The sequence below is a fragment of the Pseudomonas sp. NPDC089428 genome (genome assembly GCF_044749325.1).
In the GTDB taxonomy this organism is placed as follows: Bacteria; Pseudomonadota; Gammaproteobacteria; order Pseudomonadales; family Pseudomonadaceae; genus Aquipseudomonas.
Window position 1 is genome coordinate 199,402 of the sequence record NZ_JBIVHT010000007.1, and the last position, 23,069, is coordinate 222,470.

Below are 23,069 nucleotides of genomic sequence, written 5' to 3' on the forward strand. Positions count from 1 at the left end.
AGTTGCTCCCACAGGAATGGCACAGACCTGTAGGAGCGGCTTTAGCCGCGAAGAGGCCGGCACAGGCCATTGAGTTCAATCAGGCAAACAGCTCACCCTGAATCCGCTCCAGCAGCTTCTGGATCTCTTCCAGCCGCTGCGCCGGTGAGTCGAGCGCCAGCAGGTCCAGCTTGTCCTCTTCCATGAATGGCAACAGATACGCCAGCTGGTTGGCCAACGCCTGGCGCCCATCGACACTGCGCGGCATGTCCAGCGCTTCGACCATCGGGTGCTCGCCCAGTGCAACCAACAGCGCCAGCAAATCATCATCCTGTTCGGTCAATGGGCTGTCCGGCTGTTCCGCCAGCCAATGCACCTCGCCCACCAGCAACTGGTCTTTCTGCACGTCGGTCTGGCTCAGCTCGAAGCGACGCACACCCTCCACACGAATGCCCAGCAAGCCGTTGTCCTGCTGGACGAAGTCACGGATCACCGCCTCGCAGCCGATCGAAGCCACCACCGGTGGCGCCTTGCCGACCTGCTCGCCTTCGACGATGCACACCACGCCAAAGCCGGTACCTTGCTTCATGCAGCGGCCAATCATGTCCAGGTAGCGTGCCTCGAAGATCTGCAGATCCAGCAGGCAACCGGGAAACAACACGGTATTGAGGGGAAACAGCGGTAGCGTCATCAGAACTCCTCAAGCCACCAGGCTGACCGCCAACGGCAGGAACACCGCCGTGGCCACCCCCATCAGGCTCATTGCCAGTGCGGCAAAGGCACCGCACTCGTCACTTTCCTGCAAGGCCACCGAAGTGCCCACGGCGTGTGCCGTGACCCCCAGCGACATCCCACGCGCCTCCGGGCTGTGCACACCCAACCGGGTCAGCAGTGCCGGGCCGAAGATTGCCCCGATCACACCGGTAATCAATACGAACACGGCCGCCAACGCCGCCACACCACCAATCTGCTCGGCCACCAGCATGGCGATCGGTGACGTAACCGATTTCGGCGCCATGGTCATCAGGATCATGTGCTCGGCACCGAACCACCAGCCCAGCAGCAGGCAGCAGACCGTGGCGAACAGGCCTCCGACTACCAGCGTAGTAAATGTCGGCCAGAACAGCTGCCGGATGCGCCGCAAGTTGAGGTATAGCGGTACCGCCAGGGCTACGGTAGCGGGGCCGAGAAGGATGTTCATGATCTCGGTGCTCTTGCGGTATTCGGTGTAGCTGATGCCGCAGGTCAGCAGCACACCGATCACCAGCAGCATCGACACCAGTACCGGTTGCAGGAAGATCCAGCGAGTTTTTTCATAGGCGGCCAGCACGATCTGGTATGCGCCCAAGGTGATGCCGATGCCGAACAAGGGATGATGGATGACGGCCTCGAGCGCGCCTTGCCAGTCGAGGATCATGGCTGCTCCTCACGCTTGCCGTGCTGGCGGTTGATCAGTTTCTGCATCAGCAAACCGACGAACACCAGGGTCACCAGGCAGGAAATCAGCAAGGCGCCGGCAATCGCCCAGAAGTCCGCGGCAATGTCCTTGGCGTAGACCATAACTCCCACAGCCGGCGGAACCAGCAGCAGTGGCAGGTAACGCAGCAGGCTACCGGCGGCCTCGCTCAGCGGCTTGCCGACCTCGCCACGGGCCATCAGGAAGCACAGCAGCAGCAACAGGCCGATGATCGGCCCCGGCAGAATCGGCACGCACAGGTGATTGAGCGCCGTACCCAGCAGTTGAAACAGCACCAGCCAGGTCAAACCACGCAACAGCATAAGCATCTCCTTCAGGCATGCCGGCCATTATAAGCACGCGCTGCGTATAAGCCGATATTCGCCGAAAAGCGGGCATCTTGACTGAAACGGTTCGTCGTGCTGATCTTGCACTCTCGTACCAAATGACAACCTGGAGAGTCGCGATGCCCTATGTACCGGTAAACGAGCTTACGCAGTACGTTGGAAAGGAGCTGGGACGTTCCGACTGGCTGAAGATCGACCAGCAGCGCATCAACCTGTTCGCCGAAGCCACCGGCGATTTCCAGTTCATCCATGTCGACCCGGAAAAGGCGGCGAAAACTCCGTTCGGCACCACCATCGCCCACGGCTTTCTGACCTTGTCGCTGATTCCCAAGCTGATGGAAGACATCCTGGTAATGCCCGAAGGGCTGAAGATGGTGGTCAACTACGGGCTCGACAGCGTGCGATTCATTCAACCGGTGAAGGTCGACAGCAAGGTGCGCTTGAAGGTGGACCTGGGCGAGGTGATCGAGAAGAAGCCAGGTCAGTGGCTGCTCAAAGCCACCGTTACCCTGGAGATCGAAGGCGAAGAGAAGCCGGCCTACATCGCCGAACCGCTTTCGCTCTGCTTCGTCTGACCTGGCCTCTTCGCGGGCAAGCCCGCTCCCACACTCACCACAAGGCTCGAGCCTTTTACAGTACCTGTGGGAGCGTGCTTGCCCGCGAAGAATCCAACACCGATTTCGATTGGATCACAGATACCTCCGCCCCCCATTCTGCGGCATACTCGGCAGACCTTTTGCCCGGATTCCGCCATGCGTCCACTGTTCCCCCTCGCACTGATCCTGATGCTCGCTGCCTGTGGCGATGGTGAGTCGTTGTCACCACCCGATGCACGCCTGCCCGATGGTGGTCGCTACCGGGGCCAGGTAGTCGATGGCCTGCTGCAGGGCGAGGGACGCATCGATTACCCCAACGGCAGCTGGTACGCCGGCAACTTCAAGGACGGCCAGTGGCATGGCCTGGGTGAGTGGCACGGCAGCAATGGCGAGGTCTACCGCGGCCAGTTCGACAAGGGGCTGTTCCACGGCCTGGGCGACCTGACCACCCCAGGCAGCCACTATGCCGGCACATTCAGCCACGGCCGGCGTGACGGCGAAGGCAGCCTCAAACAGGCCGACCAGACCTACCGCGGCCAATTCAAGGACGACCAGTACGAAGGCGCGGGCGAACTCGAACTGGCCGATGGCAGCCGCTACCAAGGCTTGTTCGCCAAGGGCAAGCCCAATGGTGCTGGCGTGCGCAGCGATGCCAGCGGCAACCAGTTCAGCGGCCGCTTCGTCGATGGCCTGCTGCAAGGCAGCGGCACCTACGACAGCGTCGATGGCGAGCAATACATCGGTGAATTCAAGGACAACCGCCTGGAGGGCCGCGGCCGCTACGAAAACGCCGACGGCGACGTCTGGATCGGCGACTTCAAGGACGGCTCGCTGATCGGCGAAGGCGAACTGCTCGGCAGCGACGGCAGCCACTACAAAGGCACCTTCCTGGACTGGCGCCTGTCTGGCCAGGGCAGCCTGCAACTGCCCGATGGCAGCCAATACGTAGGGGGCTTCGACAACGATGCCTACCAGGGCCACGGCAAGCTGACCCTGGCCAGCGGCCAGGTCGAGAGCGGCTTCTGGGTCAACGGCGTACGCGTACGTGACCAGAAAGGCAAGCTGCTGCCCGACCCGCTGGACCTGGCCCTGCTCAACCAGGGCCGCCTGCTCGACGAAGCCCTGGCCCGAGTACCGCGCTCGGCGCCACCTATCCAGCTGTACAGCCTGGTCCTGGCCGGCGATGGCCAGCAAAGCGTGTTCCTGCGCGAAGCCGACTATGTCAGCAACATGCTCAAGGTGCGCTTCGGCGCCCGCGGGCAAGTTACCCTGGTCAACCACCGTGACCAGATGACCACCCGCCCCATGGCCACCCGCGAGAACCTCACCCGCGCCGCCCGCACCCTGGCCGAACGCAGCGGCCCGGAGGACCTGATCTTCATCTACCTGACCAGCCACGGCAGCCAGGACCACCAATTGGTGCTCGACCAGCCCCGCCTGCAACTGGCTGACCTGTCCGCCGACGAACTGGCCAGCGCCCTGGCCCCACTCAAGGACCGCGACAAGATCATTGTCATCTCCGCCTGCTATTCAGGTGGCTACATCGCCCCGCTCAAGGACGATCGCACGGTGATCATGACCGCGGCACGTGCCGACCGGGTATCGTTCGGTTGCTCGGAAGAAGCCGACTTCACCTACTTCGGTGATGCCTTGTTCGCTGAAGCCCTGAACCAGACGGACGACCTGAAACAAGCGTTTGAACTGGCGCGCAGCAGTGTTGCCGAAAGAGAACGAAGGGAAGGTTTCGAGGCCTCCGAACCACAATTCTGGGCACCGCCCGCAGTACTGGCACACTGGCAGCAACTGCGTAAGCATCAGGCCGAAGAAGCCTTGCGTAATGCAGCACAGGCCAAGGCGGAGGAACAGGCAAAAACGCCTGCCAGCCGCTAAGCTTGTGTGTAACAAGGGAGAGACATCATGTATTTGACGCCTCAGCATGTCCTGCTTGCCGGAGCCACCGGACTGACCGGTGAGCATCTGCTCGACCGCCTGCTCAACGAACCCACCATCAGTCGTGTGCTGGCACCGACTCGCCGGCCGTTGGCAGGGCACCCTCATCTGGAAAACCCGGTGGGCGACCCGGCGGTGTTTCTCCCGCAACTCGCGGGTCGCGTCGATATCGCCTATTGCTGCCTGGGCACCACCCTCAAGCAGGCGGGCTCGGAGCAAGCGTTTCGTGCCGTCGACCTGGACATGGTCGTAGCCTTCAGCAAGCGCGCACGGGAAATGGGGGCGCGGCATCTGCTGGTGGTCAGCGCCATGGGTGCCGATCCCAAGTCAGCGATTCTCTACAACCGGGTCAAGGGCGAGATGGAACAAGCGCTGAAGGCTCAGGACTGGCCACAACTGACCATTGCGCGGCCGTCACTGCTGCTCGGTGAGCGGGTCCAACCACGGCTGGGTGAGAAGCTGGCATCGCCATTTGCGAAGTTGATGCCCGGTAAATACCGGGCGATCGAGGTCTGTACCCTGGCGCGGGCGCTGTGGCGCCTGGCACTGGAAGAACAGGACGGAATCCGGATTGTCGAGTCCGACGAGTTACGCAAACTGGGCAAGAATTAACCCCTACAGGCCGCCCGTAGCCTGAAAACCTATCCCTGCCGCCGTCAGCAATGACAGCGGCAGGAACAACGTATCCAGCAGCATGCTGCCCGGCAGGTCCAGGTGTGGGTACGCCGGCGCCTCAGCCCCGAAGCGATCCTTGGGGCAGCACCCGCCATTGATCACATACATGTCCAGCCGGGTCCCGGCATACACCACCGGCGCCCCTGGCTTGTTGGCATCCAGCGTGCGCACTGTGGCGCAGCCGCCGAGCAGGCTTGCAACCAGCAACCCAGCCAGGAACCGCTTCAATCATCAGCCCCGAAATGGTGTTCGCCCCAGCGCGGCAGCATGTCCTGCGGAATGTTCAACAGGTTGAGTATGCGCGCCACTACGAAGTCGATCAGGTCATCAATAGTCTGCGGCTGGTGATAGAACCCCGGCGCCGCTGGCAGGATCACCGCGCCCATCTGCGACAACTTGAGCATGTTCTCCAGGTGGATGGTCGAGAATGGCGCCTCGCGCGGCACCAGGATCAGCTGCCGACGCTCCTTGAGGGTGACGTCGGCGGCACGCTCGATCAGGTTGTTGCAGGCACCGGTGGCGATCGCCGACAAGGTACCGGTAGAACACGGCACCACCACCATCGCCGCTGGCGCACCGGAACCCGAAGCCACCGGCGACATCCAGTCTTCCTTGCCGTATACGCGGATCTGCCCATCGGCAGCACCGGTATATTCGGTAAGAAACGCCTGCATGGCCTGCGGCTTGGCCGGCAGGAGCACATCGGTTTCGGTAGCCATCACCAGTTGCGCAGCCTTGGAGATAAGGAAATGCACCTCACGGTCTTCGCGCACCAGGCAATCGAGCAGGCGCAAACCATACTGCGCCCCGGAGGCGCCGGTCATGGCCAGGGTGATACGCTCCGGCCCGCTCACTTCAAGGCCTCGGCCAGCTTGCCGTGGAGGCCGCCGAAGCCGCCGTTGCTCATGATCACCACATGGGTACCTGGGCGCGCCTGGCCTTTGACCCGCTCGATGATTGCGTCGAGGCTGTCAGCGACCACGCTGGGCACCTTGCACTGCGCCGCCGTGGCAGCCAGGTCCCAACCCAGGTTGGCGGGCGCGTACCAGATCACCTGATCGGCGTCGTTGACGCTTTCCGGCAAGCCGTCACGGTGGGCGCCGAGCTTCATGGAGTTGGAGCGTGGCTCGATGATGGCGATGACCGGTGCTTCGCCAACACGCTTGCGCAGGCCGTCGAGGGTGGTGGCGATGGCGGTCGGGTGGTGGGCGAAATCGTCGTAGATGGTCACGCCCTGAACTTCAGCGACCTTCTCCATGCGCCGCTTGACGCTCTTGAACGCGCTCAGGCCTTCGATGCCCATGGCCGGCACCACGCCCACATGGCGGGCAGCGGCCAGTGTGGCGAGGGCGTTGGCGACGTTGTGCTGGCCGGTCAGGGCCCAATCCACCACACCCTGCGCTTCACCCTCGAACAGCACTTCGAAACGCGAGCCGTCGGCGCTTAGCAGGCGTGCCTGCCACTGGCCACCTTCGCCAGTGGTCTGCACCGGGGTCCAGCAGCCCATGCCGATCACGCGTTCCAGCGCCTGCTCGGTAGTCGGGTGAATGACCAGGCCTTCGCTCGGAATGGTCCGAACCAGATGGTGGAACTGCCGCTCGATGGATGCCAGATCAGGGAAGATATCCGCGTGATCGAACTCGAGGTTGTTGAGGATCGCCGTGCGTGGGTGGTAATGCACGAACTTCGAACGCTTGTCGAAGAAGGCGCTGTCGTATTCGTCGGCTTCGACCACGAAGAACGGCGTGCCGCCCAGGCGCGCCGATACCGAGAAATTCTGCGGCACGCCGCCGATCAGGAAACCCGGGCTCATGCCGGCGTGCTCAAGCACCCAGGCGAGCATGCTGCTGGTGGTGGTCTTGCCGTGGGTACCCGCGACTGCCAGCACCCAACGACCCTGCAGCACATGGTCGGCAAGCCACTGCGGGCCCGACACATAAGGCAGGCCCTTGTTCAGCACATACTCCACCGCCGGGTTGCCCCGCGACATGGCGTTGCCGATGACCACCAGATCCGGCGCTGGGTCCAGCTGAGCCGGGTCGTAGCCTTGGGTCAGCTCGATGCCCTGGGCTTCGAGCTGGGTGCTCATGGGCGGATAGACGTTGGCGTCGGAACCGGTGACGCGGTGGCCGAGCTCTTTGGCCAGCACGGCCAGAGAACCCATGAAAGTGCCGCAAATACCGAGAATATGAATATGCATGGTCGACCTCGCAAAACTTCGAGGCAGGGTAGCCCAGGGCGCAGGAAATCGCACCCGGTGTTTTGCTCAGACGCCCCTGGCGATGCCGTGTTTGCGCAGTTTTCGATACAAGGTATTGCGGCTTATGCCCAGGTGTTCGGCGACCCGGGTCAAGTGCCAGTGTTTTGCCTCCAGAACGTCCATCAGCGCCTGGCGCTCTGCGCCCGGCAATACATCGACTCCCACCAAGGCTTCAGGCCCAGCACTGGGCCTGTGGGAGCGGGCTTGCCCGCGAAGAGGCCCGACCTGGCAATGCAAGGCAAGGGCGTTGCCCTCGTTGGCGGGCAAGCCCGCCCCCACAGAGGTCGCGTGAGTCCTGACAATGGAGGGAAGGTCCGGGAACCGGACAAGGGAGCCCTCGCACAAGGCGACCAGCGTTCGCAGCACATTGCGCATCTGCCGCACGTTCCCCGGCCAGGCAAAGTCCAGCAGCGCCTGGCGCGCCTCAGGTGCCAATTGCACATGCTGCCCCTGCGCCTCCTGACGCAACAGAAATTCCAGCAAGGCTTCCTTGTCCGTGCGCTCACGCACGGCCGGCAGCGCCACCTCCAGGCCATTGAGCCGGTAGTACAAGTCTTCGCGGAAACTGCCCTGCTCGACCCGTTCCAGCAAATCCCGGTGGGTGGCACTGACAATACGCACATCCACCGCCTGCGGCTCACCGCCAATCGGCACCACCTGGCGCTCTTCCAGCACCCTCAGAAGGCGGGTCTGCAAAGCCAGCGGCATGTCACCGATTTCGTCCAGCAGCAAGGTACCGCCATCGGCCTGCAGCAGCTTGCCGCGCATGCCTTCCTTGCGCGCCCCGGTGAAGCTGCCACCGCGATAGCCGAACAGCTCGCTCTCGATCAGGCTCTCGGGGATCGACGCACAGTTCACCGCCACGAATGGCTTGCCACGGCGCTGGCTGGCCTGGTGCACGGCCAGAGCGAAGGCCTCTTTACCGCAACCGGTCTCGCCGCGCAGCAGCAGCGGCACATCGCGCTCGAACACGCGCACGGCACGCTGGAAATCCTGCTGCAAGGCCGGGTCCAGCAAGCAGATGCCCGGCTGCGCTACGGGGGTGCCCTGGGGCAGGCTGGCCGGCACCGTCCATTGCCGCGCCCTCGCCTGCCCACGCAGGCTGGCAAATACCTGGCGGCCATCGCGGGTGTGCATCGGCCAGACCGTACTGCCGCTTGGCGTGGCACGGCTGAACAGTTCGTCATGGCTGCAGGCGAAGAACATCTCCAGCGGCTTGCCCAGTACACCGCCGCGAATGGTGCTCAACAGGTTCAGGGCACTCTGGTTGGCAGCACAGATGCGGCCATCGCCATCGAACGCCAGCAACCCTTCGCTGAACTGGCCGACCGACTCGGCTTGCACATGGAAGCGCAGCAACCATTGCTGCTCGAAATGACGGAGGAAATAACAGCTCTCGATCATCTTTGCCGAGAGGTTGACCAAGGCCATGGTGTGGAACTGGCTCTGGCGCGACACGTCCGGCCGCGCCGAGGACACATCGAGCACCGCCAGCAGCTCGCCGTGCGGGTCGAACACCGGGCTCGCCGAGCAGGTCAGCCCGGTATGGCGGCCACGAAAATGCTCATCCTGGTGAATGGTCAGGGCCTGGCGCTCGACCAGGCAGGTACCGATGCCGTTGGTGCCTTCGCGGGCTTCGCTCCAGTCCGCCCCCAACCATAGCCCGGCACGTTCGAAACTACGCCGCTCGCTGGGCGCGGTGACACAGTTGAGGATCACGCCGCGGGCGTCGGTGAGCAGCACCGCATGGCCAGCGCCGGACAGCTGCTGGTGCAGGCTGTTCATCTCGTGGTCGGCGATCTTCAGCACCTGGCGCAGGCGCTCGCGGCTCTCCAGCAGGCGCCCGTGCTCGAGCACCACCGGTGCCTCGATCACTGACGGGTCGAGGTGGTAGTCGTCCAGGCAGCGCAGCCAGGAACGGGCAATGGAAGGGTCGCTGCCAGCTTCGCCACGGGCAACGGTATGCACTTGCTGGGCATGGCGGCTGAATGCGTTGCTCTGCATTTGTTGTTGTTCTCCGCAGATAGAGATTTCAGCCAGCATCCTCTGCGGCGACCGCCCGGTCAAGCACGTACCGCAAACGGCACAAAGTGTCACCCAGGCCGTGCCAGCACTGGCACACAAACGCAGCGAAAGGGCCATCCGCGTGACCCAAGTCATTGATTTGGCTAGGGCCCGCCACGCTGGCCCAACCTTTGCTCTACGCTTTTCAACTCCCTAACAAACACAATAGCCAGGAGACACACCATGCGTTACGCACATCCCGGTACCGAGGGCTCCAAGGTTTCCTTCAAGAGCCGCTACGGCAACTACATCGGTGGTGAGTTCGTAGCTCCGGTCAAAGGGCAATATTTCGAAAACACCTCCCCGGTGAACGGCAAGCTGATTGCCGAATTCCCCCGTTCCACTGCCGAAGACATCGATAAAGCCCTGGATGCCGCCCATGCCGCCGCTGACGCCTGGGGCCGCACCTCGGTACAGGACCGCTCCAACGTCCTGCTGAAGATCGCCGACCGTATCGAACAGAACCTGGAAATCCTGGCCATCACCGAAACCTGGGACAACGGCAAGCCGGTCCGCGAAACCCTCAACGCCGACATCCCGCTGGCCGTCGACCACTTCCGCTACTTCGCCGGCTGCATCCGCGCCCAGGAAGGCGGCGCCGCCGAAATCAACGAAAACGCCGTGGCCTATCACATCCACGAACCGCTGGGCGTGGTCGGGCAGATCATCCCGTGGAACTTCCCGATCCTGATGGCCGCCTGGAAGCTCGCGCCAGCCCTGGCCGCCGGCAACTGCGTGGTGCTCAAGCCGGCCGAGCAGACCCCGCTGGGCATCACCGTGCTGGTCGAGCTGATTGGCGACCTGCTGCCCAAAGGCGTGCTCAACGTCGTCCAGGGTTATGGCCGCGAGGCCGGTGAAGCCCTGGCCACCAGCAAGCGCATCGCCAAGATCGCCTTCACCGGCTCTACCCCGGTCGGCTCGCACATCATGAAATGCGCTGCCGAGAACATCATTCCGTCCACCGTCGAGCTGGGTGGCAAGTCGCCGAACGTGTACTTCGAAGACATCATGCAGGCCGAGCCAAGCTTCATCGACAAGGCCGCCGAAGGCATGGTGCTGGCGTTCTTCAACCAGGGCGAGGTGTGCACCTGCCCATCGCGTGCCCTGGTGCAGGAGTCGATCTACCCGCAGTTCATGGAAGTGGTGATGAAGAAGGTCCTGCAGATCAAGCGCGGCGACCCACTCGACACCGACACCATGGTCGGCGCCCAGGCCTCGCAGCAGCAGTTCGAGAAGATCCTCTCGTACCTGCAGATTGCCCAGGAAGAAGGCGCCGAGTTGCTGACCGGCGGCAAGGTGGAAAAACTCGAAGGCGCGCTGGCCACCGGTTACTACATCCAGCCGACCCTGCTCAAGGGCAACAACCGCATGCGCGTGTTCCAGGAAGAAATCTTCGGCCCGGTGGTCAGCGTCACCACCTTCAAGGACGAAGCCGAAGCCCTGGCGATTGCCAACGACACCGAGTTCGGCCTCGGTGCCGGCGTGTGGACCCGCGACATCAACCGCGCCTACCGCATGGGCCGCGGCATCAAGGCTGGCCGCGTGTGGACCAACTGCTACCACCTCTACCCGGCACATGCCGCGTTCGGTGGCTACAAGAAGTCTGGCGTGGGTCGTGAAACCCACAAGATGATGCTCGACCACTACCAGCAGACCAAGAACCTGCTGGTGAGCTACGACATCAACCCGCTGGGCTTCTTCTAAACCGCGTCGCCTGCTTCGCGGGTGAACCCGCTCCCACAGGGAATCGCAACACTCCTGTGGGAGCGGGTTTACCCGCGAAGAGGCCTGGCCTGCAAACACAAAATCCAGAGCGGCAACCGTGTACCAACCGCTCTGGCTCGCTTCCTGCAGTACCCATCACCATCGGCCCGGACGCCTTCCGGCCACCAAGAAAAAAAACAGGTGAAACTATGCCAAGCGATCATTCCGCCGGTGTGCCGGCAGGGTCTTCCGTGGACTTCGAAAAAGTCGGATCGGACTATTTCCAGCAACGTGAACTGAAAAAAGGCGCCGCCGGCTGGGTACTGCTGGTCGGCCTGGGTGTTGCCTATGTGATTTCCGGCGACTATGCCGGCTGGAACTTCGGCCTGGCCCAGGGTGGCTGGGGCGGCATGTTCCTCGCCACCCTGCTGATGGCCACCATGTACCTGTGCATGTGCTTCTCGCTGGCCGAACTTTCCTCGATGATCCCTACCGCTGGCGGCGGCTACGGCTTTGCCCGCAGCGCCTTCGGCCCGTGGGGCGGCTTCCTCACCGGCACGGCGATCCTCATCGAATACGCCATCGCCCCCGCCGCCATCGCCACGTTCATCGGCGCCTACTGCCAGTCACTGTTCGGCATCGGCGGCTGGATGATCTACCTGGCGTTCTATGTGGTCTTCATCGGCATTCACATCTTCGGCGTGGGTGAAGCGCTGAAGCTGATGTTCATCATCACCGCCATCGCCGCCATCGCCCTGGCCGTGTTCCTGGTGGCCATGGTGCCCCATTTTGATGCAGCCAACCTGTTCGACATCGCCAAAACGGACGCCGTGGGGGCCAGCAGCTTCCTGCCGTTCGGCTATGTCGGTGTGTGGGCGGCGATCCCCTATGCCATCTGGTTCTTCCTCGCCGTGGAAGGCGTGCCACTGGCCGCCGAAGAAACCAAGAACCCCAAGCGTGACCTGCCACGCGGCCTGATCGGCGCAATGCTGGTGCTGCTGGCCTTCGCCCTGCTGATCCTGGTGGTCGGCCCTGGCGGTGCAGGCTCCGAAGCGCTCAAGGCCTCCGGCAACCCGCTGGTCGAAGCGCTGGCCAAGGCCTACGGCGGCGCCACCTGGATGGGCAGCTTCGTCAACCTGGTGGGCCTGGCCGGCCTGATCGCCAGCTTTTTCTCGATCATCTACGCCTATTCGCGGCAGATTTTCGCCCTTTCCCGCGCCGGCTACCTGCCGCGCAAATTGTCGGAAACCAACAAGAGCAAGGCCCCGGTGATGGCGCTGGTGATCCCCGGGATCATCGGTTTCGCCCTGTCGCTGACCGGCCAGGGCGACCTGCTGATCCTGGTGGCGGTATTCGGTGCCACACTGTCGTATGTGCTGATGATGGCCGCGCACATCACCCTGCGCATCCGCCGGCCGAAAATGGAACGCCCTTACCGCACCCCGGGCGGCATCTTCACTTCGGGCCTGGCTCTGGTGCTGGCCTGTATCGCCGTGGTCGCGGGCTTCCTGGTCGACCCACGGGTGGTGATTGGCGCTGCGGTGATCTATGCGGTATTGATCGCCTACTTTGCGTTCTACAGCCGCCACCATCTGGTCGCGGGCACACCGGAAGAGGAATTCGCCGCGATCCAGAAGGCCGAAGAGGCCCTGCACTGATCGCCGCCACCTGCCGCGGGCCAGCCCGCGGCCCTGGAGATTCTCTATGGCAAGTTTCGTACACACGGTAGGCCACCTGGTCTACCGCTTCGACAGCCTCAAGGACGTGATGGCCAAGGCCAGCCCGGCCCGTTCCGGGGACTTTCTGGCCGGCGTCGCCGCCGCCAACGACGGCGAGCGGGTGGCCGCGCAGATGGCCCTGGCCAACATCCCGCTGACGCATTTTCTGAATGAAGCCCTGATCCCCTACGAACAGGATGAAATCACCCGGCTGATCGTCGACAGCCACGACGCCCAGGCCTTTGCCCCGGTCAGCCACCTGACCGTTGGCGGCCTGCGCGACTGGCTGCTCAGCGAAGAGGCCAACGAACACAGCCTGCGCGCGCTCGCCCCGGGGCTGACCCCGGAAATGGCGGCAGCAGTGTCGAAGATCATGCGCGTACAAGACCTTGTGCTGGTGGCGCAGAAGATCCGCGTGGTCACCCAGTTCCGTGGCACCATGGGCCTGCGCGGGCGCCTGTCGACCCGCCTGCAGCCCAACCACCCGACCGACGAACCGGCCGGCATCGCCGCCAGCATCCTCGACGGCCTGCTCTACGGCAACGGTGACGCCATGATCGGCATCAACCCGGCCACCGACAGCATCGCCTCGATCTGCACCCTGCTGGAAATGCTCGACGCCATCATCCAGCGCTACGACATCCCCACCCAGGCCTGCGTGCTGACCCACGTCACCACCTCGATCGAAGCGATCAACCGCGGCGTGCCGCTGGACCTGGTGTTCCAGTCGATTGCCGGCACCGAGGCGGCCAACGCCGGCTTCGGCATCAACCTCAACGTGCTGCAGGAAGGTTACGAGGCCGGCCTGTCGCTCAAGCGCGGCACCCTCGGGCAGAACCTGATGTACTTCGAAACCGGCCAGGGCAGCGCGCTGTCGGCCAACGCCCACCACGGTGTCGACCAGCAGACCTGCGAGACCCGCGCCTACGCCGTGGCCCGCCACTTCAAGCCGTTCCTGGTCAACACCGTGGTCGGTTTCATCGGCCCCGAGTACCTGTACAACGGCAAACAGATCATCCGCGCCGGCCTCGAAGACCACTTCTGCGGCAAGCTGCTCGGCGTGCCGATGGGTTGCGACATCTGCTACACCAACCACGCCGAAGCCGACCAGGACGACATGGACACCCTGCTGACCCTGCTGGGCGTGGCCGGGATCAACTTCATCATGGGCATCCCCGGCTCCGACGACATCATGCTCAACTACCAGACCACGTCGTTTCACGACGCGCTGTATGCGCGCCAGACCCTCGGCTTGAAGCCCGGGCCGGAATTCGAAGCCTGGCTGCAACGCACCGGCATCTTCACCCAGGCCGATGGCCGCGTACGCTTCGGCGACAACCTGCCGCCGGCATTCCGCCAGGCCTTGGCGCAGCTGGCATAAGAGGTGACCATGGCAGACCGTACCCCAACCCCGCCTTCTACCCCGCTCTCTAGCCAGGAAAGCCCCTGGCTGGCCCTGCGCAACCTCACCCCGGCGCGTATCGCCCTGGGCCGTTGCGGCACCAGCCTGCCCACCAGCGCACAACTGGACTTCCAGTTCGCCCACGCCCAGGCCCGCGACGCCGTGCATTTGGCCTTCGACCACGCGGCCCTTAGTGAACAGCTCAAGGACAGAGGCCGCGACAGCCTGGTGCTGCACAGCGCTGCCAGCGACCGCCACCAATACCTGCAACGCCCCGACCTCGGCCGGCGGCTGAACGAGGACTCGGCCGAACGCTTGCGCCAGCATGCCCAGGCCAACCCCGACGGCGTCGACCTGGCCATCGTGGTCGCCGACGGCCTCTCGGCCCTGGCCGTGCACCGCCATACCTTACCGTTCCTGGCCCGCTTCGAGGAGCAGGCCGCCGCCGATGGCTGGACCAGCGCCCCGGTGGTGCTGGTGGAACAAGGCCGGGTGGCAGTGGCGGACGAAGTCGGCCAGTTGCTCGGTGCACGCATGACCGTGATGCTGATCGGTGAACGTCCGGGGCTGAGCTCGCCGGACAGCCTCGGCCTGTATTTCACCTACGCGCCCAAGGTCGGCCTGACCGATGCCTATCGCAACTGCATCTCCAACATCCGCCTGGAAGGCCTGAGCTACGGCATGGCGGCCCATCGCCTGCTATACCTGATGCGCGAAGCCTGCCGGCGGCAGCTTTCCGGTGTGAACCTGAAGGATGAAGCCGAGGTCCCTGGTATCGACAGCGAAAATGCCCCCACCCAGCGAGGCAACTTCCTGCTCGGCGAACGTTAAAAAACATGTAACGGAAGGCGGATTGCGCTGACGGCCAGCATTGGGGCAGCATGCCCATGAAAGCCGCAGGCATTCCGCTGTTTCCCCTAATGGACTCTGAGGGCCGCACATGCGCATCATCAAGGCAACCCTGGAACACCTCGACCTGCTCACTCCAATGTTCGTCAGATACCGCGAGTTCTATGGGCAGCTCCCTTATCCGGACAGCTCTCGTGCCTTTCTGGAGAAACGCCTGAAGTACAAGGAGTCGGTGATCTACCTGGCCCTGCCGGATGAGGATGAAGACAAGCTCATGGGGTTCTGCCAGCTGTATCCGAGCTTTTCGTCGCTATCGCTGAAACGCGTGTGGATCCTCAACGATATCTTCGTCGCCGAAGACTCGCGGCGCATGCTGGTGGCCGACCACCTGATGCGCGAGGCCAAGAAAATGGCCAAGGAAAGCCAGGCAGTGCGCATGCGAGTATCGACCAGCGCCAACAACGAGGTGGCGCGCAAGACCTATGAATCGATCGGCTTTCGCAAGGACACCGAGTTCGAGAGCTACATATTACCGATCCATCAGGACTGACCGCTCCGGCCCTTTCGCGGGTAAACCCGCTCCCACAGGCACTACGCAAAGCTCAAAAGCGGTGCAATACCTGTGGGGGCGGGTTTACCCGCGAAAAGGCCAGTACATGTTCAAGTCGTAACCCCCGGCTACAAACTCCGCGGGCAGGTTTCCTACTTAGCCGTATAATGCATCGACCTGCCATGTGTGAAATTTTACCCATCCTCAGGTCATCATGCCGACACCCAGGGCATTGTCCGTCATCGCGTGCCCGTAAAACGGGTCTAGAACACAGGTGCTGTACATGGAATTCAACCCGCTGGACTTAATCCTGCATCTCGACACCTACCTCGATCTGCTGGTTACCAACTACGGTCCCTGGATCTACGCGATCCTGTTCGCTGTCATCTTCTGCGAAACCGGCCTGGTGGTGATGCCGTTCCTGCCGGGCGATTCGCTGCTGTTCATCGCCGGCGCCGTGGCCGCCGGTGGCGGCATGGACCCGGTACTGCTGGCGGGCCTGCTGATGGCGGCGGCCATCCTGGGCGACAGTACCAACTACATCATCGGCCGCACCACCGGCGAAAAACTGTTCAGCAACCCCAACTCGAAAATTTTCCGCCGCGACTACCTGCAACGCACCCACGAATTCTATGAACGCCATGGCGGCAAGACCGTGACCATGGCGCGCTTCCTGCCGATCCTGCGCACCTTCGCGCCGTTCGTGGCCGGTATCGCGCACATGCACTACCCGCGCTTCCTTGGTTTCAGCGTGGCCGGTTCGTTGCTGTGGGTCGGCGGCCTGGTGACTCTGGGCTACTTCTTCGGCAACGTGCCGTTCATCAAGCAGCACCTGTCGTTGATGGTGGTCGGCATCATCGTGCTCTCGCTGGTACCGATGATCCTCGGCCTGCTGCGTAGCCGCCTGGGTCGTACCGCCAAGGCCCACTGACAGCAGACATGTGGTCCTACAGCGCCTGGCGGCGCAAGCGCACCCTCGCGCGCTACCCGATCGATGCACGGCAATGGCAGGTGATCCGCGATCGCCTGCCGATGCTCGACGGCATCAGCGCCGATGAAGATCGGTGGCTGCGAGAAGCGTGCATCCTGTTCCTGCTCGACAAGCACCTGACCACCCTCCCAGGGGTAGAACTGGACGATGAGCAGCGCCTGTTTCTCGCAGCCCAAGCGCAGTTGCCATTGCTGCACCTGGGCGAGTTGAACTGGTACCAGGGCTTCCACGAGATCATCCTCTACCCCGACGACTTCAAGAGCCCGCAGCGCCACCGCGATGCCAGCGGGGTTGAGCACGTGTGGGATGCCGAGCACAGCGGCGAAGCCTGGCAGCAGGGGCCGATCATCCTGGCCTGGGCCGGCGTGCTGGCCAGTGGCGGCTGGGAAGCCTACAACCTGGTGATCCACGAACTGGCGCACAAGCTCGACATGCTCAATGGCGATGCCAACGGCCTGCCGCCGCTGCACCCGGGCATGCGCGTGGAAGACTGGGCCGCCGCCATGCAGCAGGCCTATGACGACCTCAATCACCAGCTCGACGCCGACCCCGACGCAGAAACCGCCATCGACCCCTACGCTGCGGAAAACCCGGCGGAATTCTTCGCCGTCACCAGCGAATACTTCTTCAGCGCACCCGACCTGCTACAGCAGGCTTATCCACAGGTGTACCAGCAGCTGTCGCTGTTCTACCGCCAGGATCCGCTGGCGCGCCTCATGCGGCTGCAAGCCGAGCACCCGGAGTACCGCCAAAGCCACGCCTGATGCGGCCGCACATCTGCCCGCACATCAGGCCGGGCGTGGCATGGCCTGGCGGAATGTGCCTATAATCGCCGCCACTTTTTTGATCAAACACGGGGGCACTGCCCAATGAGCTACAGCAAGATCCCGGCTGGCAAAGACCTGCCGAACGACATCTACGTCGCTATCGAGATCCCGGCCAACCACGCGCCGATCAAATACGAAATCGACAAGGACAGCGACACCCTGTTCGTTGACCGTTTCATGGCCACCCCGATGTTCTACCCGGCCAACTACGGTTTCATCCCGAACACCCTGGCGGACGACGGTGACCCGCTGGACGTGCTGGTCGTGACCCCGTACCCGGTAGCCCCAGGCTCGGTCATCCGTGCCCGTCCGGTCGGCGTGCTGAACATGACCGACGACGGCGGCGGCGACGCCAAGGTCATCGCCGTTCCTCACGACAAGCTGAGCCAGCTGTATGTCGACGTGAAGGAATACACCGACCTGCCAGCCCTGCTGATCCAGCAGATCGAGCACTTCTTCGCGAACTACAAGGATCTCGAGAAGGGCAAGTGGGTCAAGATCGAAGGCTGGGAAGGCGCCGACGCCGCCCGCGCTGCGATCACCAAATCGGTTGCTGCCTACAAGGGCTGATACCGCTTTGCAGAAAAAGCCCCGCCTCGGCGGGGTTTTTTTATGGGTCATACTTATGACAGGTAAAAAGTCCTACGTAGTCCTACACCTTCGCCCTACATGAAGGCATTTTTCACGCCGTTCATGTCAACATCCCGTTCATTTCGTTACTGGCAACCGGCCGCTACACTCGGTCTCATGAACAGATCCGGTGAACGCCTCAAGGCACTCCTTCGGGAATGTGGCCTGACTCCCTCAGACTTCGCTGCCCAGCGCCGCGTTACGTCCCAGCACATCAACAACTGGTTCACTCGCGGCATCCCCATTGCCCGCCTCGACGAAATGGCCGAGTTGTTCTGTGTGCAGCGCCGCTGGCTGCAAACTGGCGAAGGCCCCAAACACCCGCATTCGTTTCTACGCATGTACGCGCCCCAGTCAACGCCTGTAGAAACACCCGGTTTACCTTCGATATCGCATCCTCCCCTGGTGCAAGTGCCCTTCAACGAACTGCGCAATGGCCAACTCGTGGCGATCGACCATCACTGCCTGGCAATGCCGGCATCTGCGCTGGAGGCATTGGCCGTGCCTGAGGACAAAGCCATCTGCATGACCATGCCTGCCGCCAACATGGCGCCGTGGATCCCGCGCGATGCCATCTTGGCGATCGACCTCAGCTTCACCCGCGTGGTTGATGGCGAGATCTATGCCCTGCTGCACAACGGCAGGCTCAGGGTGAACAGCCTGAGCCTCGGTCACCGGGGCACCCTGTGCCTGCACAGCCATAACCTGCGCGAGATCGTGGAGCGCTACACACCCTTACAGTGCGATGCGCAAAAGCTGGAGATACTCGGCTGGGTGTTCCATTGGTCGCATTACCGCCAGAGACGCCCCGACTGACACACTCTGTGCCATTTTTTGCTGGGCATACCGCGCCAGCCCTTGTATGCTACGCCGCACATTCAGCCCCGGCCGGCGCAAGCCGCGTTCCAGAGGGCTCGGCGACGCTCCACACGACCGTCTGCCATCTCTTTCAGGCCCTTGATGGCCACACAGTTAAGGCGGCTGCGACTTACCATAAATTAGTCGGAACCGTCCCCGAGAAGCCGGCCACAAGCCGGCTTTTTAATGTCCCACTGAAAATAATTTTCATCTCTTGAAGCCGCCTGATGCTTTGCCACATCAACCTCGAACCGGCGCGAAAGCGGCCAACCTGAGAAAGCGGCTGCTAGCCTTCATGGGTGTGTACCTTTCCATCTTTGTGTGCGTGCGTCTTAGAGCCTGGCTTTGAGTGATGATCACTAGAAGATTCGGCAGCATCATGATGGCCGCCCCCAGACTTGTGAGCCTCGGAATCTGCCGGGTGTGAGTGATGGGCCTCTGACTGCTGCATATCGTGGTGCCTTGCCTCAGAGGCAACGTTGCCATGATGCTCTCGCTCATTGCCGCCCTGTAGGCCCTCATGATTGTGCATCTCACTTTCCCCACCACCATGCTGATGGCCGCCACTGGTTGTTACCAACGCTTGGTACTGCTCTGCGTTCATCTGCGGCATTTGCTCAAGGAAAGCGACAACACCCCAGATGTATTGATCCCCCATGCTCTTGCCCCATGCGGGCATGCCGCTGGCCTTGATACCGTGTTTAATGATCCAGAAGGCACCTGCGGGATCATTGCCTGAACCTATCATGGCAAGATTGGGCGGTGCCGGATAAAGCGCTTGGCTGAGCTCGGTTTTATCCAACCCTGGGGCGAGGTGGCAGCCAATGCACATAGCATTGTAGTTACCGGCACCGGTACGGATAAGGGTTTCATCCTTGAGGTTCGGAACCTCGATGTCCCTAGCGCGAACTTCAATAGAGCGATCCCGCGCCATGGCGAGGAAAGCATGCACGGCCGGGAAGTGAGGATCATCAGCACCGACGTTGACCAGGCCAAAATACGCCGCCGCCAATGCCGCCGCACTACCCACTGTGCCTGCTGCTAACAGCGTTGTAATTGTTCTCTTCATGTCGAGCTCTCAAAACCACATCCGAATGCCGGCTACGAAACGCGCCTCATCGACATCCCCGCCCTCATCGCGAATCAGGTCTGCCGTTTTGCCGTAGGAGCGGTTCCAGGTTACGCCGATGTAGGGCGCGAACTGGCGCACGATCTCATACCGTAAGCGCAGACCGACTTCGGTGTTTGCCAAGCCAGAACCCACTCCGCGCTCGGGATCGTTCTTGCCATAGAAATTAGCTTCAGCGGTTGGCTGCAAGATCAGGCGATTGGTTAGAAAAATGTCGTATTCGCCCTCCAGCCGAGCAGCTGCCTGGCCATTCTCACCGATGAACGCTGTGGCTTCGGCTTCGAAGTCATAGAGCGCCATGCCCTGGATACCAAAAGCGCCCCATGTCTGTGGTGATCCTGGTTGGAAATCCTGGCGCACCCCAGCTACCACATCCCACCATGGGCTAACGGAGCGCCCATACAGAAGCTGCAACTCAGCGTCCTCGGTGACGCCATTGGTCCGCTCACCTTCGGAGCGGATCCACAGCCGGTTGATATCGCCGCCAACCCATCCAGAGGCTTCCCAAGCCAGCGCGCTGCCTTCGTCTGCATCCTGGTACTCAAGCTTGTCTAGCAAGAAGAAGCTGTTGATCGCGCTGTCATGCATCTGATGCCCGCCCAACGGAGGAAAGGCAGCTTGGCGATCAGCATCCGTCAGCACAGGTATCGGAGTACGACTAGTCGTCGTTGGGGCATCAGAGCCATGGTTCATCATCGAGTGATCCATGGCACCATGATCCATCCCCTGCATGCTGCCATGGCCCATCTTGCTGTGGTCCATGTGCGCAGGTTTGGCCGCAGCTTGACTGTGTTTCATCTTGCTGCGATCAACTGGCGGGGGGTTCTTCTGCGGCTTGCTCGCGCCCATGTGCGCGTGGTCCATACCTGGCATCGGGTCCGCCGACGGGGTGGAATCCATTTCCATGGCCCCGTGCCCCATTGCCGAATGGTCCATCTCCTCAACAGCAAAGCTGGGCGCAGCACCCAGCATGCTGAATGAAACGGTCAATGCCAACAGCGATGGTCGTGCCAGGCTATTGGTCATCTTTCCCTGCCTTAGCTTTATCGCTGCCATGCGATTCCATCATTTTGCTGTGATCCATACCTTCCATCGAGCCATGGTCCATACCTTTCATGGTGTCGTGGCCCATACCCTTCATGGAGCCATGATCCATGCCCTTCATCGAGTCATGATCCATGCCCTGAGAACCCTTCGATTTCGCGGCATCGGCAGACTGCTGACTGTGCTGTTCATGGTTGTCGCCGGACCACGACGAAGGAGCGTAAACAGCAAACAGACCAGCCATCGCGGCAGAGAGGAAAAAGGCGTTTCGCTTCATTGGTTTGTTCATTTTGGATCTCCAGTTCATTCGTCCACGCGGACTTCTCGGAACATGCCCATTTCCATATGGAACAGTAGGTGGCAGTGGTAGGCCCAACGGCCCAAAGCATCCGCGGTTACTCGGTAGCTTCGTTTTGAGCCTGGTGGCATATCGATGGTGTGTTTTCGAACCATGAAGTTACCGTCCTCATCTTCCAGATCGCTCCACATTCCGTGGAGGTGGATGGGGTGAGTCATCATGGTGTCGTTGACCAAAGTGATACGCAGACGCTCGCCATATTTGAGGCGTAGGGGTTCAGCATCGGAGAATTTCACGCCGTCAAAGGACCAGGCGAACTTTTCCATATGGCCTGTGAGATGCAGCTCGATGGTGCGCCCTGGTTCACGTCCATCCGGATCAATGAACGTGCTTCGCAGATCCGCATAGGTCAGGACATGCCGTCCATTGTTGCGCAGGCCAATTCCCGGATCGTCCAACTTAGGCGTTGGACTCATAGTCTGCATGTCGACCAAGGGGTTGTTTGTTTCTGAAGCTGGGTGAGACTGCATGGCGCCGCCCATGCCTCCCATGCTGCCATGGTCCATCCCAGCCATCTTGCTGTGGTCCATGCCAGCCATGCTGCCGTGATCCATACCCATATCGCTCATTGAAATGAGAGGGCGAGGATCAACTGCCGGAACTGAAGCTTGCATACCTTCGCGAACGGCTAAGGTGCCTCTGGAGTAGCCTGTGCGATCCATGGATTGAGCAAAAATGGTGTAAGCCTGCTCGTCCTCCGGTTCAACAATGACATCGAACGTTTCAGCCACTGCGATACGGAATTCATCAACCGTGACCGGTTTGACGTGCTGCCCATCAGCAGCCACGACCGTCATTTTCAAGCCAGGGATACGCACATCAAAGTACGTCATGGCCGAAGCGTTGATGAAACGCAGCCGGATTCTCTCACCAGGCTTGAAGAGGCCCGTCCAGTTCGTATCTGGGGCCTGCCCGTTCATGAGGTAGGTGTAGGTGTAGCCACTTACGTCAGCGAGGTCGGTAGGGCTCATTTTCATTTCAGCCCACATTTTTCGATCCGCCACCGCAGCCGACCACCCCATCTCGCCTACGTCGTTGACGAAGTCGCCCACGGTGCGTTTGTGGTAGTTGTAATAGTCCGACTGCTTCTTGAGCTTGGACAGGACCCTGGCAGGATCCTCGTCAGTCCAATCGCTAAGCATGACCACATAATCGCGATCATAGGTGAATGGCTCTGGCTCCTTGGCATCAATGACCAGGGCACCGTAGACCCCGACCTGCTCCTGGAACCCAGAGTGGCTGTGGTACCAGTAGGTCCCATTTTGATGGACCTTGAACTTGTACTCATACATGCCATCGGGTGCGATGCCATGAAAGCTCAGACCAGGCACACCGTCCATGTTCGCCGGTAGGATGATGCCGTGCCAATGGATAGAAGTGTCCTGTTTCAAGCGGTTGCGTACCCGCAGCGTGACAGTGTCTCCCTCCCGCCAACGAAGGATCGGCCCCGGAAGCGAACCATTGATTGCCATGGCTGTGCGAGTTGCTCCGGTGATGTTGACCGGCAACTCACCGATGTAGAGATCAAAATCGGTGCCTGTCAGAACATTCGGCTGGCCCGGACTGGTAACAGCCCAGACCGGCGCGCGCCACATACCCAGTCCACCCAGTAATCCAGTAGCGGCCAGGCCTTTGACGAAAGATCGTCTAGTGGTTTTGCTTTGCATGCCGTAGTGTCCAGT

At 61.8% G+C, this 23,069-nt stretch carries 23 protein-coding genes; 12 read left to right on the top strand and 11 right to left on the bottom strand.

Going from position 1 to position 23,069, the window contains the following annotated elements:
- Positions 1–79: 79 nt before the first annotated feature.
- From ACIPZ5_RS15685 to ACIPZ5_RS15695, 3 genes are read right to left on the bottom strand one after another with little or no spacing between them, the layout of a single operon-like run.
- Entirely contained in the window at positions 80–670 is a 591-nt protein-coding gene (locus ACIPZ5_RS15685) for an LON peptidase substrate-binding domain-containing protein (protein ID WP_313713922.1), read from the bottom strand.
- 9 nt (positions 671–679) lie between these two features.
- The gene (locus ACIPZ5_RS15690; protein WP_261941717.1) at positions 680–1,396 is read right to left on the bottom strand and encodes an LrgB family protein; all 717 of its coding nucleotides are present in this window, start codon (positions 1,394–1,396) and stop codon (positions 680–682) included.
- On the bottom strand, positions 1,393–1,758 hold the full coding sequence (locus tag ACIPZ5_RS15695; RefSeq protein WP_261941718.1) for a CidA/LrgA family protein: 366 nt from the start codon (positions 1,756–1,758) through the stop codon (positions 1,393–1,395). Before ACIPZ5_RS15695 ends, ACIPZ5_RS15690 begins: the two co-directional genes overlap by 4 nt.
- A gap of 143 nt (positions 1,759–1,901) precedes the next feature.
- On the opposite strand from ACIPZ5_RS15695, the gene ACIPZ5_RS15700 reads away from it, so the two are divergent.
- The 3 genes from ACIPZ5_RS15700 to ACIPZ5_RS15710 all read left to right on the top strand — a co-directional run bounded on the left by ACIPZ5_RS15700 (position 1,902) and on the right by ACIPZ5_RS15710 (position 4,940).
- A complete protein-coding gene (locus tag ACIPZ5_RS15700) occupies positions 1,902–2,357 on the top strand; it encodes a MaoC family dehydratase (RefSeq protein WP_261941719.1) in 456 nt (151 codons plus the stop codon).
- Positions 2,358–2,534: 177 nt separating this feature from the next.
- Positions 2,535–4,268, top strand: a complete 1,734-nt coding sequence (locus tag ACIPZ5_RS15705) for a C13 family peptidase (RefSeq protein WP_343598837.1) — start codon at positions 2,535–2,537, stop codon at positions 4,266–4,268.
- A 27-nt stretch (positions 4,269–4,295) separates the two neighbouring features.
- On the top strand, positions 4,296–4,940 hold the full coding sequence (locus tag ACIPZ5_RS15710; protein WP_261941721.1) for an oxidoreductase: 645 nt from the start codon (positions 4,296–4,298) through the stop codon (positions 4,938–4,940).
- Positions 4,941–4,943: 3 nt separating this feature from the next.
- Here the strand turns inward: ACIPZ5_RS15710 and ACIPZ5_RS15715 are convergent, their stop codons facing one another.
- The 4 genes from ACIPZ5_RS15715 to ACIPZ5_RS15730 all read right to left on the bottom strand — a co-directional run bounded on the left by ACIPZ5_RS15715 (position 4,944) and on the right by ACIPZ5_RS15730 (position 9,267).
- Entirely contained in the window at positions 4,944–5,231 is a 288-nt protein-coding gene (locus ACIPZ5_RS15715; RefSeq protein ID WP_343598834.1) for a YceK/YidQ family lipoprotein, read from the bottom strand.
- Positions 5,228–5,857: a flavin prenyltransferase UbiX gene (gene ubiX / locus ACIPZ5_RS15720; protein WP_261941723.1), complete on the bottom strand. Its 630-nt coding sequence runs from the start codon at positions 5,855–5,857 to the stop codon at positions 5,228–5,230. The genes ACIPZ5_RS15715 and ubiX overlap by 4 nt, the downstream gene beginning before the upstream one ends.
- On the bottom strand, positions 5,854–7,203 hold the full coding sequence (mpl, locus tag ACIPZ5_RS15725) for a UDP-N-acetylmuramate:L-alanyl-gamma-D-glutamyl-meso-diaminopimelate ligase (protein WP_313713916.1): 1,350 nt from the start codon (positions 7,201–7,203) through the stop codon (positions 5,854–5,856). The genes ubiX and mpl overlap by 4 nt, the downstream gene beginning before the upstream one ends.
- A 66-nt stretch (positions 7,204–7,269) precedes the next feature.
- The gene (locus tag ACIPZ5_RS15730) at positions 7,270–9,267 is read right to left on the bottom strand and encodes a sigma-54-dependent Fis family transcriptional regulator (protein ID WP_400809553.1); all 1,998 of its coding nucleotides are present in this window, start codon (positions 9,265–9,267) and stop codon (positions 7,270–7,272) included.
- Positions 9,268–9,510: 243 nt separating this feature from the next.
- Between ACIPZ5_RS15730 and ACIPZ5_RS15735 the strand changes: the two genes are divergently transcribed.
- The 9 genes from ACIPZ5_RS15735 (at position 9,511) to ACIPZ5_RS15775 (ending at position 18,814) form a co-directional block, all read left to right on the top strand.
- Positions 9,511–11,031, top strand: a complete 1,521-nt coding sequence (locus tag ACIPZ5_RS15735; RefSeq protein WP_400809556.1) for an aldehyde dehydrogenase family protein — start codon at positions 9,511–9,513, stop codon at positions 11,029–11,031.
- 209 nt (positions 11,032–11,240) lie between these two features.
- Positions 11,241–12,689: an ethanolamine permease gene (gene eat, locus ACIPZ5_RS15740; RefSeq protein WP_261941727.1), complete on the top strand. Its 1,449-nt coding sequence runs from the start codon at positions 11,241–11,243 to the stop codon at positions 12,687–12,689.
- A gap of 46 nt (positions 12,690–12,735) precedes the next feature.
- Positions 12,736–14,130 (top strand): ethanolamine ammonia-lyase subunit EutB, encoded by a 1,395-nt coding sequence (locus tag ACIPZ5_RS15745; protein WP_261941728.1) that lies wholly within the window; start codon positions 12,736–12,738, stop codon positions 14,128–14,130.
- Between the two features lie 9 nt (positions 14,131–14,139).
- Entirely contained in the window at positions 14,140–14,982 is an 843-nt protein-coding gene (gene eutC / locus ACIPZ5_RS15750) for an ethanolamine ammonia-lyase subunit EutC (protein WP_343598825.1), read from the top strand.
- Between the two features lie 109 nt (positions 14,983–15,091).
- Entirely contained in the window at positions 15,092–15,550 is a 459-nt protein-coding gene (locus ACIPZ5_RS15755) for a GNAT family N-acetyltransferase (protein WP_343598823.1), read from the top strand.
- A gap of 283 nt (positions 15,551–15,833) precedes the next feature.
- Positions 15,834–16,481, top strand: a complete 648-nt coding sequence (locus tag ACIPZ5_RS15760; protein WP_152956248.1) for a DedA family protein — start codon at positions 15,834–15,836, stop codon at positions 16,479–16,481.
- 8 nt (positions 16,482–16,489) lie between these two features.
- Positions 16,490–17,305: a zinc-dependent peptidase gene (locus ACIPZ5_RS15765; protein WP_261941731.1), complete on the top strand. Its 816-nt coding sequence runs from the start codon at positions 16,490–16,492 to the stop codon at positions 17,303–17,305.
- A gap of 105 nt (positions 17,306–17,410) precedes the next feature.
- A complete protein-coding gene (gene ppa / locus ACIPZ5_RS15770; protein WP_003255365.1) occupies positions 17,411–17,938 on the top strand; it encodes an inorganic diphosphatase in 528 nt (175 codons plus the stop codon).
- A 177-nt stretch (positions 17,939–18,115) separates the two neighbouring features.
- Positions 18,116–18,814, top strand: coding sequence for a helix-turn-helix transcriptional regulator (locus ACIPZ5_RS15775; RefSeq protein ID WP_261944361.1), 699 nt, complete (start codon positions 18,116–18,118; stop codon positions 18,812–18,814).
- Positions 18,815–19,142: 328 nt separating this feature from the next.
- On the opposite strand, the gene ACIPZ5_RS15780 is transcribed toward ACIPZ5_RS15775, so the two are convergent.
- From ACIPZ5_RS15780 to ACIPZ5_RS15795, 4 genes are read right to left on the bottom strand one after another with little or no spacing between them, the layout of a single operon-like run.
- Positions 19,143–19,925, bottom strand: a complete 783-nt coding sequence (locus ACIPZ5_RS15780) for a c-type cytochrome (protein WP_400809561.1) — start codon at positions 19,923–19,925, stop codon at positions 19,143–19,145.
- Between the two features lie 9 nt (positions 19,926–19,934).
- Positions 19,935–21,011, bottom strand: a complete 1,077-nt coding sequence (locus ACIPZ5_RS15785; protein WP_400809563.1) for a copper resistance protein B — start codon at positions 21,009–21,011, stop codon at positions 19,935–19,937.
- Positions 21,001–21,318 carry a hypothetical protein gene (locus ACIPZ5_RS15790; protein ID WP_343598815.1) on the bottom strand — a complete coding sequence of 106 codons (318 nt, stop codon included), beginning with the start codon at positions 21,316–21,318 and terminating at the stop codon, positions 21,001–21,003. The genes ACIPZ5_RS15785 and ACIPZ5_RS15790 overlap by 11 nt, the downstream gene beginning before the upstream one ends.
- Before the next feature lie 14 nt (positions 21,319–21,332).
- Positions 21,333–23,054 carry a copper resistance system multicopper oxidase gene (locus ACIPZ5_RS15795; RefSeq protein ID WP_400809566.1) on the bottom strand — a complete coding sequence of 574 codons (1,722 nt, stop codon included), beginning with the start codon at positions 23,052–23,054 and terminating at the stop codon, positions 21,333–21,335.
- Positions 23,055–23,069: the final 15 nt, after the last annotated feature.

Coding starts and splice junctions, on each gene's coding strand:
- ACIPZ5_RS15685 (WP_313713922.1), bottom strand. CDS start 670: ATGACGCTACCGCTGTTTCCCCTCAATACCGTGTTGTTTCCCGGTTGC.
- ACIPZ5_RS15690 (WP_261941717.1), bottom strand. CDS start 1,396: ATGATCCTCGACTGGCAAGGCGCGCTCGAGGCCGTCATCCATCATCCC.
- ACIPZ5_RS15695 (WP_261941718.1), bottom strand. CDS start 1,758: ATGCTGTTGCGTGGTTTGACCTGGCTGGTGCTGTTTCAACTGCTGGGT.
- ACIPZ5_RS15700 (WP_261941719.1), top strand. CDS start 1,902: ATGCCCTATGTACCGGTAAACGAGCTTACGCAGTACGTTGGAAAGGAG.
- ACIPZ5_RS15705 (WP_343598837.1), top strand. CDS start 2,535: ATGCGTCCACTGTTCCCCCTCGCACTGATCCTGATGCTCGCTGCCTGT.
- ACIPZ5_RS15710 (WP_261941721.1), top strand. CDS start 4,296: ATGTATTTGACGCCTCAGCATGTCCTGCTTGCCGGAGCCACCGGACTG.
- mpl (WP_313713916.1), bottom strand. CDS start 7,203: ATGCATATTCATATTCTCGGTATTTGCGGCACTTTCATGGGTTCTCTG.
- ACIPZ5_RS15730 (WP_400809553.1), bottom strand. CDS start 9,267: ATGCAGAGCAACGCATTCAGCCGCCATGCCCAGCAAGTGCATACCGTT.
- ACIPZ5_RS15735 (WP_400809556.1), top strand. CDS start 9,511: ATGCGTTACGCACATCCCGGTACCGAGGGCTCCAAGGTTTCCTTCAAG.
- eat (WP_261941727.1), top strand. CDS start 11,241: ATGCCAAGCGATCATTCCGCCGGTGTGCCGGCAGGGTCTTCCGTGGAC.
- ACIPZ5_RS15745 (WP_261941728.1), top strand. CDS start 12,736: ATGGCAAGTTTCGTACACACGGTAGGCCACCTGGTCTACCGCTTCGAC.
- eutC (WP_343598825.1), top strand. CDS start 14,140: ATGGCAGACCGTACCCCAACCCCGCCTTCTACCCCGCTCTCTAGCCAG.
- ACIPZ5_RS15755 (WP_343598823.1), top strand. CDS start 15,092: ATGCGCATCATCAAGGCAACCCTGGAACACCTCGACCTGCTCACTCCA.
- ACIPZ5_RS15760 (WP_152956248.1), top strand. CDS start 15,834: ATGGAATTCAACCCGCTGGACTTAATCCTGCATCTCGACACCTACCTC.
- ACIPZ5_RS15765 (WP_261941731.1), top strand. CDS start 16,490: ATGTGGTCCTACAGCGCCTGGCGGCGCAAGCGCACCCTCGCGCGCTAC.
- ppa (WP_003255365.1), top strand. CDS start 17,411: ATGAGCTACAGCAAGATCCCGGCTGGCAAAGACCTGCCGAACGACATC.
- ACIPZ5_RS15775 (WP_261944361.1), top strand. CDS start 18,116: ATGAACAGATCCGGTGAACGCCTCAAGGCACTCCTTCGGGAATGTGGC.
- ACIPZ5_RS15780 (WP_400809561.1), bottom strand. CDS start 19,925: ATGAAGAGAACAATTACAACGCTGTTAGCAGCAGGCACAGTGGGTAGT.
- ACIPZ5_RS15785 (WP_400809563.1), bottom strand. CDS start 21,011: ATGACCAATAGCCTGGCACGACCATCGCTGTTGGCATTGACCGTTTCA.
- ACIPZ5_RS15790 (WP_343598815.1), bottom strand. CDS start 21,318: ATGAACAAACCAATGAAGCGAAACGCCTTTTTCCTCTCTGCCGCGATG.
- ACIPZ5_RS15795 (WP_400809566.1), bottom strand. CDS start 23,054: ATGCAAAGCAAAACCACTAGACGATCTTTCGTCAAAGGCCTGGCCGCT.